The organism is Streptomyces sp. NPDC020379, from assembly GCF_044387105.1.
Lineage (GTDB): Bacteria > Actinomycetota > Actinomycetes > Streptomycetales > Streptomycetaceae > Streptomyces.
This window is the reverse complement of sequence record NZ_JBIRVR010000046.1, coordinates 1-9733: the sequence shown is the minus strand read 5'-3', so window position 1 is coordinate 9733 and position 9733 is coordinate 1. Positions and strand designations below refer to the sequence as shown.

General features: G+C 71.3%; 1 protein-coding gene. It reads right to left on the bottom strand.

The window, feature by feature from the left end:
• Positions 1-9733 (bottom strand): type I polyketide synthase (locus ACH427_RS32115; RefSeq protein WP_398875322.1); only part of this gene is annotated, 9733 nt, incomplete at both ends.

Below are 9733 nucleotides of genomic sequence, written 5' to 3'. Positions count from 1 at the left end.
CATGCTCCGCACCCGCACCGGCCAGCCAACGCGCCACATGCCGACCCAGACCACCCGTACCACCCGTGACCAGCACCGTCCCCGACACACGCCACAGCTCGCCTGCGACATTGGCCGATGCGGGGATCATCCGGCGGCCGAAGATCCCGGCAGACCGGACCGCGACCTCAGCTTCACCGGAACGGAGCACGCCGGCCAGCCGCTCCGCCGACCGCCCGTCGAGCGTTTCGGGAAGGTCGATCAGACCGCCCCACCGATCGGCGTTCTCCGTGGCGACGACCCGGCCGAGACCCCATATCTGCGCCTGGTCCAGGTCCGTCACACGCTCGTTGGAGGTGGCAGCAACCGCACCCCGCGTCACACACCACAACGGAGCCGCGATCTCGGCATCACCAAGAGCCTGGACGAGAGCCAGCGTCAGCGCGACACCCGTCGGCACCGAGCCGAACACCGCATCCCGACCGTGTGCGAGCGCCAGCAATGACACCACACCCGCGAAACCGGACTCCGACCGAAGCCTCTCGGCAATCACCGCGCGGTCAGCACCGGGCGCCTCCAGCACCACCGGCCGCGCACCACGGCCGGCCAGGGCGGCCACACACCGCTCGACCCACGCATCACCAGCGAAACCAGCCGGAACAACCACCAGCCAATCGCCTGACAGCAACCCCGACGGGTCACCCAACGGCGACCAGGTCACCCGGTACCGCCAACTGTCCACCGCCAGCCGCTCACGGTCACGACGGCGCCAGGCGGACAGCGCCGGAAGCACGGCCGCCAGCGACTCACCCGCCGTGTCACCCGAAGAAAGCTCCAGCAGCCCCGCGACCTCCGAGGCATCCCCGCGCTCCACCGCTTCCCAGAAACCGGCATCCGCCGTTTCCAGCGCGTCGCCCCGGGTCTCGGTATCGGGCACCTGTACCCAGTAGCGCTCCCGCTGGAAGGCGTACGTCGGCAGTTCGACCGGACGCGCCGACCGACCAGCGCGTCCGCCCAGGACCGCCGCCCAATCGACAGCCACACCCCGGACATGAGCCGAGCCCGCCATGGTGAGCACGCTCTCGACCTCGTCACCCTGCGCGCGCAGCGCCGGTACGAACGTGCTTGTGGCAGCGGCCTCTTCGGACAGGCACTGCTCACCCATGGTGGACAGAACCTGATCGGGACCGAGCTCCAGGTAGGTCGTCACGCCCTGGTCCGCCAGACACGCCACACCATCGGCGAAACGTACGGTCGCGCGGACGTGGCGCACCCAGTATTCCGGGTCACACACTTCGTCGGCGGTGGCGAGGCCGCCGGTGAGGTTGGAGACCAGCGGGATGCGCGGCGCCTCGTACGACAGTTGCTCGGCCACCTTGCGGAAGTCGGCCAGCATCGGCTCCATCAGCGGAGAGTGGAACGCGTGCGAGACACGCAGCCGCCGCACCCGGCGACCCTCACCCCGCCACACTGCCTCCAGCCCCGCCACCGACGCCTCAGCACCCGACACCACCACCGAGGACGGCCCATTGACAGCAGCAATGTCCACCTCCGTGAAGTCGGCCAGCGCCGCACGAACGATCGTCTCGTCCGCCTCCACCGCCAACATCGCCCCACCCGACGGCAAAGCCTGCATCAACCGGCCACGCGCCGCGACAAGTGCACACGCATCCGCCAACGACCACACACCGGCTATATACGCGGCCGCGATCTCACCGATGGAATGCCCGGCCACAAAGTCCGGCGTCACACCCCACGAAGCAACCAGCCGATAAAGGGCCACTTCCAGAGCGAACAGACCACACTGCGTGAACACCGTCTCATCAAGAGCGCCACCACCCTCGAACACGACCTCACGCAACGGCCGTTCCAAGTCGAACGCCGCACACACCTCATCAAAAGCTTCAGCGAAGACAGGGAAGGCTTCATACAGCCCACGCCCCATCCCGACCCGCTGGCTGCCCTGACCCGAGAACACCAACGCCAGCTTCCCCGACACCGGCACACCACGGACCACACCAGCAGCCGGCTCACCCGACACCACCGAACCCAGCCCGGCCTCGAAGCCGGACCGGTCCGCAGCCAACACCACCGCACGATGCTCAAACACCGAACGGGTCGTGGCCAGCGAAAACGCCACATCGACAGGCGCGACAGTCTCGTCCCGCGTCAACGACAGCAGCCGCTCCGCCTGACCCCGCAACGCAGCCTCGGACTTCGCCGACACCACCCACGGCACCACAGACAACGAGTCCACCGGAACAGCAGCCGGAACGTCCAATTCCGGCGCCTGCTCCAGGATCACATGCGCGTTCGTCCCACTGATACCGAACGACGACACACCCGCACGACGAGGACGACCACTCTCCGGCCACGGCACGGCCTCGGTCAACAGCTCCACCGCACCCGCGGACCAGTCCACATGCGAAGACGGCTCATCCACATGCAGCGACCTCGGCAGCACACCATGCCGCATCGCCAGCACCATCTTCATGATCCCGGCCACACCAGCCGCAGCCTGCGTATGACCGATGTTCGACTTGATCGAACCGAGCCACAACGGCTCGTCCTCGGGCCGGTCCTGGCCGTATGTCGCGAGCAGCGCCTGCGCCTCGATCGGGTCACCGAGCTTGGTGCCCGTACCGTGCGCCTCGACCGCGTCGACCTCGGCGGCCGACAAGCCGGCGCTGGCCAACGCCGCGCGGATGACCCGCTGCTGCGACGGGCCGTTCGGCGCGGACAGACCGTTGCTCGCGCCGTCCTGGTTCAGCGCGGAGCCGCGGACCACGGCAAGGATCTGGTGGCCGTTGCGCCGCGCGTCGGACAGGCGCTCCAGCAGAAGCATGCCGACGCCCTCCGCCCAGCCGGTGCCGTCGGCCGCGGCCGCGAACGGCTTGCAGCGGCCGTCGGGGGCCAGGCCACGCTGGCGGCTGAACTCCACGAAGGCGACCGGGCTGGCCATCACCGTGGCGCCGCCCGCCAGGGCGAGCGAGCACTCGCCCTGGCGCAGCGCCTGTGCCGCCCAGTGGAGGGCCACCAGGGACGACGAGCAGGCGGTGTCGATGGTGACCGCGGGACCCTCGAAACCGAAGGTGTACGAGATGCGGCCGGAGGCGACGCTGCCCGCGTTGCCGGTCATCAGGTAGCCCTCGGAGGCTTCCCCTGCCTGCTGCACCGCGTCGCCGTAGTCGTGGTAGGTCAGGCCGCAGAACACGCCGGTCTGGCTGCCGTGCACGGACACCGGGTCGATCCCGGCCCGCTCCAACGCCTCCCACGACGTCTCCAGCAGCAGCCGCTGCTGCGGATCCATCGCCAGCGCCTCACGCGGCGAGATCCCGAAGAAGCCCGGGTCGAACTCGCCTGCTTCGTAGAGGAAACCGCCCTCCCGCGCGTACGCGGTGCCCTTGTGGTCGGGGTCCGGGTGGTAGAGCCCTTCAAGGTCCCAGCCGCGGTCGGTGGGCAGGCCGGACACGGCGTCCCCGTCGTTGACGAGGAGCTGCCACAACTCCTCGGGCGTCCGTACGCCGCCCGGGAAGCGGCAGCCCATGCCGATGATGGCGATCGCGTCGTCGTCGGAGCCGGCCGGTGCCGTGGTCGCCTGCCGGTCCGGGAGAGCCACCGGCCGCCGATCGTCCTCGGCCTGCTCCGGGCCCATCACCTCGCCGAGGATGTGGCGGGCGACCGCGGCCGGGGTCGGGTAGTCGAAGACCAGCGTGGCCGAGAGCCGGAGGCCGGTCGCGGCGTTGAGGCGGTTGCGGAGTTCGACCGCGGTGAGCGAGTCGAAACCGATCTCCTTGAACGCCCGCCCCACGGCGACCGCTTCCGCGCCCGTGTGACCGAGCACGGCCGCCACGTTGTCGGTCACCAGCTCCAGCAGGACGTCTTCCCGCTCGGCCGGCGCGAGGCCGGTGAGGCGCCGCACCAGGGCGGGGGTTCCGCTGTCGTCGGCAGCGGTGACGACCCGGCGGGCCGGGGCCCCGACGAGGTGCCGGAGGATCGTGGGCACGGTGCCGGGCCGTGCGTGTGCGCGCAGCACCCCCACGTCCATGCGCGTCGGCACGAGGAGGAACTCCCCCGTCGTCCGTGCCGCGTCGAACAGCGCCAGTCCCTCGTCGGCGGGCAGCGGCGTCATGCCGAACCGCGCCATGCGGGCCATGTCGACCTCGCCCAGGTGACCGGTCATGTCACTGCGCTCGGCCCAGAAGCCCCACGCCAGCGACACACCGGCGAGGCCGTGGGCCCGGCGGCGCGCCGCCAGGGCGTCCAGGAACATGTTGGCCGCCGCGTAGTTGCCCTGGCCTGCGGCGCCGAAGGTGGCGGCTGCCGACGAGAACAGCACGAAGGACGACAGGGGCAGGTCTTCTGTCAGCTCGTGCAGATGCACGGCGGCATCGACCTTGGGGCGCAGCACCGCGTCCAGCCGGTCCGGCGTCAGCGACTCGACCATGCCGTCGTCCAGCACACCGGCCGCGTGCACCACGCCGCGCAGCGGATGCTCTGCGGGAATCCGTGCCAGCAGGGCGGCCAGCGCCTCGCGGTCCGCCACGTCGCACGCCTCGAAGATCACGCGGGCGCCCGACGCGGTGAGTTCCCGCTCGAGTTCGGCGGCTCCCGGTATGTCCCGGCCCCGGCGGGAGACCAGGACCACGCAGCGGACGCCGTGTTCGGTCACCAGGTGCCGCGCCACGAGACGTCCCAGGACGCCGCTCGCACCGGTGATCAGCACGGAGCCGTCGGTCTCCCAGGCGCCACCCGAGCCGGTCGGGGCGTCGTGGGTGGCCGGGACCGTCGCCCTCATCAGGCGCGGGACGTACGTCCGGCCCGCCCGTACGGCGATCTGCGGTTCGTCGGTGGCGAGCACGGCCGCGAGGGCGCTGTGCGTGCCGCCCGTGTGCTCGGCCAGGTCGAGCAGGACGAAGCGGTCAGGGTGTTCCGCCTGCGCCGACCGGACGAGGCCCCACACGGCGGCGGCGGCCAGGTCGGAGACGTCCTCGCCGGGCTCGGTCGCCACCGCGCCCCGGGTCACGACGGCCAGCCGCGAGCCGGCGAACCGCTCGTCGGCCAGCCACCCCTGAAGAGCCTCCAGCGCGCGGTGCGCCACCAGGTGTGCCGCACCCGCGAGCTCGTCACGCGTGCCGGCCCCGGAAGGGGAACCGGCGAGGAACGGCAGGAGTACGAGCTCCGGGACCGCGCCGTCCGGTACGTCACGCAGCTCGGCGTACACATCGGTCCGGCCGGCGTCCTGGCCGAGCAGCGAACGGAGCCCGTCCGCGTCGGGACCGACGACCGTCCAACGGGCGTCGTGCTCCCCCGAACCGGCCTGGAAGGGCCGCCACTCCACCCGGAACAGCGACTCGTGCGGCACCTGCCCGACGGTGATGTCGTCCGGCGTGACCGTACGGGTGGTCACCGCGCCGACAGCGGCCACCAGCCGGCCGGCCTCATCGGCGAGCAGCACCGACAGGCCGTCCGGCCCAGGAGTGAGCCGCGCGCGCAACGTGGTCGCACCGGTGGCGTAGAGGGTCACTCCGCTCCACGCGTGCGGGAGCACGGCCGTACGGTCGTCGGCGTCCGGCCATCCGTCCGCGGCGTGGAGGACGGCGTCAAGGAGTGCCGGGTGCACGACGAACCGGTCGGCATCCGCGTGCCGGTCCTCCGGCAGCGCCACCTCGGCGAAGATCTCCTCGCCCCTGCGCCACGCCTGCCGCAGGCCCTGGAAGGCGGGGCCGTAGGCCAGGCCGTCGGGCCGCTCCTCGTACCGCCCCGCGAGGTCGACCGGCTCGGCGCCCGCCGGGGGCCACTGGCCGAGACCGGCCGCTTCCGCGGCCACCGGGGCGCCCGGCGCGAGGACACCGGTGGCGTGCCGGGTCCAGACGGTGTCTGCCGCTCCGTCCTCGAAACGCGAGTAGACGTTCACCGTGCGACGGCCGGAGTCGTCCGGCCCGCCGACAGCCAGCTGGAGCTGAACCGCCCCGCTCGCGGGGAGCGTCAGCGGGGCCTCCAGCGTGAGCTCCTCGACGCGGTCGCACCCGACCGCGTCCCCGGCCCGCAACGCCAACTCGACGAAAGCGGAACCCGGCAGCAGCGGCGTGCCGAAGAGAGCGTGGTCGGCCAGCCAGGAGTGCGCTCCCATCGACAGCCGCCCCGTGAACAGATGCCCGTCCGACTCCGGCAGCATGACCGCGGCGCCCAGGAAGGGGTGGTCCGCGGCGGTCAGCCCGGCCGACGTGACGTCGCCCTGCGCCGCTGCGGAGGGCTCGATCCAGTAGTGCTGGTGCTGGAAGGCGTAGGTGGGGAGGTCGACGCGACGGGCGCCTGTGCCGTCGAAGAGCTTGGCCCAGTCGACGGAAGCCCCGCCGACGAAGGCTTCGGAGACAGAAGTCAGGAAGCGGTCGAGGCCACCCTCGTCGCGGCGCAGGGAACCGACGGCCGTGATGTCGTGGGGCTCTGCGGTCTGCTCGATCCCCATGGTCAGGACCGGGTGGGCGCTGGACTCGACGAACAGGCGGAAACCGTCATCCAGGAGGGCCTGGACGGCTTCCTGGAAGCGCACGGTCTGGCGCAGGTTGCGATACCAGTAGGCGGCATCGAGAGCGCTGGTCTCCAGCACCGACCCCGTCACCGTCGAATAGAACGGCACCGAGGCCGGACGCGGAGAGATACCCGCGAGATCGCGCGACAACGCGGCCTCGATCTCCTCCACGTGTGCGCAGTGCGAGGCGTAATCCACCGCGATACGGCGGGCACGGATACCGTCCGCCTCACAGCCGGCGAGGAGTTCGTCGAGAGCGTCGTTGTCGCCCGAGACCACGACCGTGGCAGGGCCGTTGACGGCCGCCACCGCGAGTCGGCTGTCCAGCCGCTCCTCGACCGCCTTCACATCCAGGGAGACGGAAACCATCCCGCCCCGGCCGGACAGGGCCCGCAGAGCCTTGCTCCGCAGCGCCACCACCTTCGCCGCGTCTTCCAGCGACAGCGCGCCCGCAACACAAGCCGCCGCTATCTCACCTTGCGAGTGACCGATGACAGCAGCAGGCTCCACACCGGTCGAACGCCACACCTCAGCCAGCGAGACCATCACGGCCCACAGCACCGGCTGCACCACGTCGACCTGCTCAAGCCAGGCGTCATCGTCACCACGCAGCAGACCGGTCAACGACCAATCCACATACGGCGCCAACGCCGCCGCACACTCGCCCAGACGCTCCGCGAACACCGGCGAGGAATCCAGCAGCTCCGCCGCCATACCGGCCCACTGCGACCCCTGCCCCGGGAACACGAACGCCGCACGGCCATCCGACTCCGCGGCACGGCCCCGCACCACACCGGGCACGTCGCGGCCGTCCGTCAGAGCGCTCAGACCGTCCCGGCCTCCTGTCAGGACCACGGCTCGGTGCTCGAACACACTGCGAGCGGTCGCGAGCGAGAAGCCTACGTCGAGAGGTGACAGTTCCCCGACGTGTGCGAGCAGGCGCTGCGCCTGTTCCCGCAGCGCGTCCTCGGACTTGGCGGACACCACCCACGGCACCACCGGCAGCTCGACCCGCGCCGGCTGCTCCTCGGCCACCGCCGCGGGCGCCTGCTCAAGAATCACGTGCGCGTTCGTACCGCTGACGCCGAAGGACGACACGCCTGCCCGGCGCGGTCGGCCGGTCTCGGGCCACGGGGTCGGGTCGGTCAGCAGACGAACCGTGCCGGACGACCAGTCGACGTGGGGTGTGGGCTCGTCGACGTGCGGCATCTCGGGCAGCATGCCGTGCCGCATCGCGAGCACCATCTTCATGATGCCCGCGACACCGGCCGCGGCCTGGGTGTGGCCGATGTTCGACTTGATCGAGCCCAGCCACAACGGCTGGTCGCCCGAACGCTCCTGGCCGTACGTCGCCAACAGCGCCTGGGCCTCGATCGGGTCACCCAACTTCGTGCCCGTACCGTGCGCCTCCACGGCGTCCACCTCGGCGGCCGTGAGTCCGGCACTCGCCAGCGCCGCGCGGATCACCCGCTGCTGCGACGGGCCGTTCGGCGCCGTCAGACCGTTGCTCGCACCGTCCTGGTTGACGGCGGAGCCGCGCACGACCGCCAGCACCTGGTGACCGTTGCGCTGGGCCTCCGACAGCCGCTCCACCAGGAGCAGACCGACGCCCTCGCCCCAGCCCGTGCCGTCGGCCGTCGCCGCGAAGGGCTTGCAGCGGCCGTCGGGGGCCAGGCCGCGCTGACGGCTGAACTCCACGAAGCCACGCGGCGACACCATGAGCGAGACGCCGCCCACGATCGCGAGCGAGCACTCGCCCTGCCGCAGGGCCTGCGCCGCCAGGTGCAGGGCGACCAGCGAGGAGGAGCACGCGGTGTCGACGGTGACCGCCGGGCCCTCCAAGCCGAAGGTGTAGGAGATGCGTCCAGAGACGACGCTGGCCGCGTTGCCGGTGGCGACATAGCCCTCGGCCACTTCGGGTGCCTTGTCGGCGAGGGAGACGTATTCCTGACCGTTCGTGCCGATGAAGACGCCGGTACGGCTGCCGCGCACCGCCGCGGGGTCCACGCCGGCCCGCTCCCAGAGTTCCCAGGCGGTCTCCAGCAGCAGCCGCTGCTGCGGGTCCATGGCCAGCGCCTCGCGGGGCGAGATGCCGAAGAAGTCGGCGTCGAATCCGCTCACTTCGCCGAGGAAGGCACCCTCGCGGACATAGCTCTTCCCGAGCGCGTCGGGGTCGGCGTCGTACAGCCCTTCCAGGTCCCAGCCGCGGTCCGTCGGGAAGGGCGAGACCGCGTCCCCGCCGTCGGCGAGCAGCTTCCACAGCTCGTCCGCGGAGCCCACGCCGCCGGGGAACCGGCAGCTCATCGCCACGATCGCCATGGGCTCGTCGTCCGCCGCCACCGTCGCCGGGAGCGACGGGACGGGCTCGTCGTCACGCGAGCCGAGTAGTTCGGTGAGCAGGTGGTCAGCCAGCGCGGTCGGGGTGGGGTAGTCGAATACCAGCGTGGCCGAGAGCTGCGTCTCGGTGGCCTCGGTGAGCCTGTTGCGCAGATTCACCGCGGTCAGGGAGTCGAAGCCGATCTCCATGAACGCGCGGCCCGGGGTGATCGCCTCGGCCCCCGCGAATCCGAGTACGGCGGCGACATGCGCCCGTACGAGCTCCAGCAGGACGCGGTGCTGCTCGGCCTCGGACAGCCCGCGCAGGCGGCCGACCAGGGCCGACGCCCCGTCGTCGAGTGCCGCGTCGGCCTCGACCGCCTCGGTCAGCTGCCCGACCTCGGGGATCCCGCTGAGCATGCGGGACAGCTGCCGGGCCTCGAAGGTGCCGACGAAGCGCTTCCAGTCGGCGTCGACGAGGGCGACGGCGGTGTCGTCCGCGGCGAGCGACCGTTCGAGAGCGGTCACCGCGAGCTGCGGATCCATGGGGAGCATGCCGGTGCGGCGGAGGGTACGCCCGACCTCGGCACTGCCGACGGCCATGCCGTCGTTGGCCCAGGGGCCCCAGGCGATCGAGGTCGCGGGAAGACCCTCACCACGCCGCAGCTCCGCCAACGCGTCCAAATAGGCATTCGCCGCCGCGTAGTTCGCCTGACCAGCACCACCCACCGTCGCGGAGAACGACGAGAAGAGAACGAACGCCGAGAGGTCCATGTCCCGGGTCAGCTCATGCAGATGACGCGCCGCCTCGGCCTTCGCCCGCAACACATTCTCGAACCGGCCAACCGACTGCCCACCGAGAACACCATCGTCCAGAACACCCGCCGTGTGCACCACAGCCGTCAA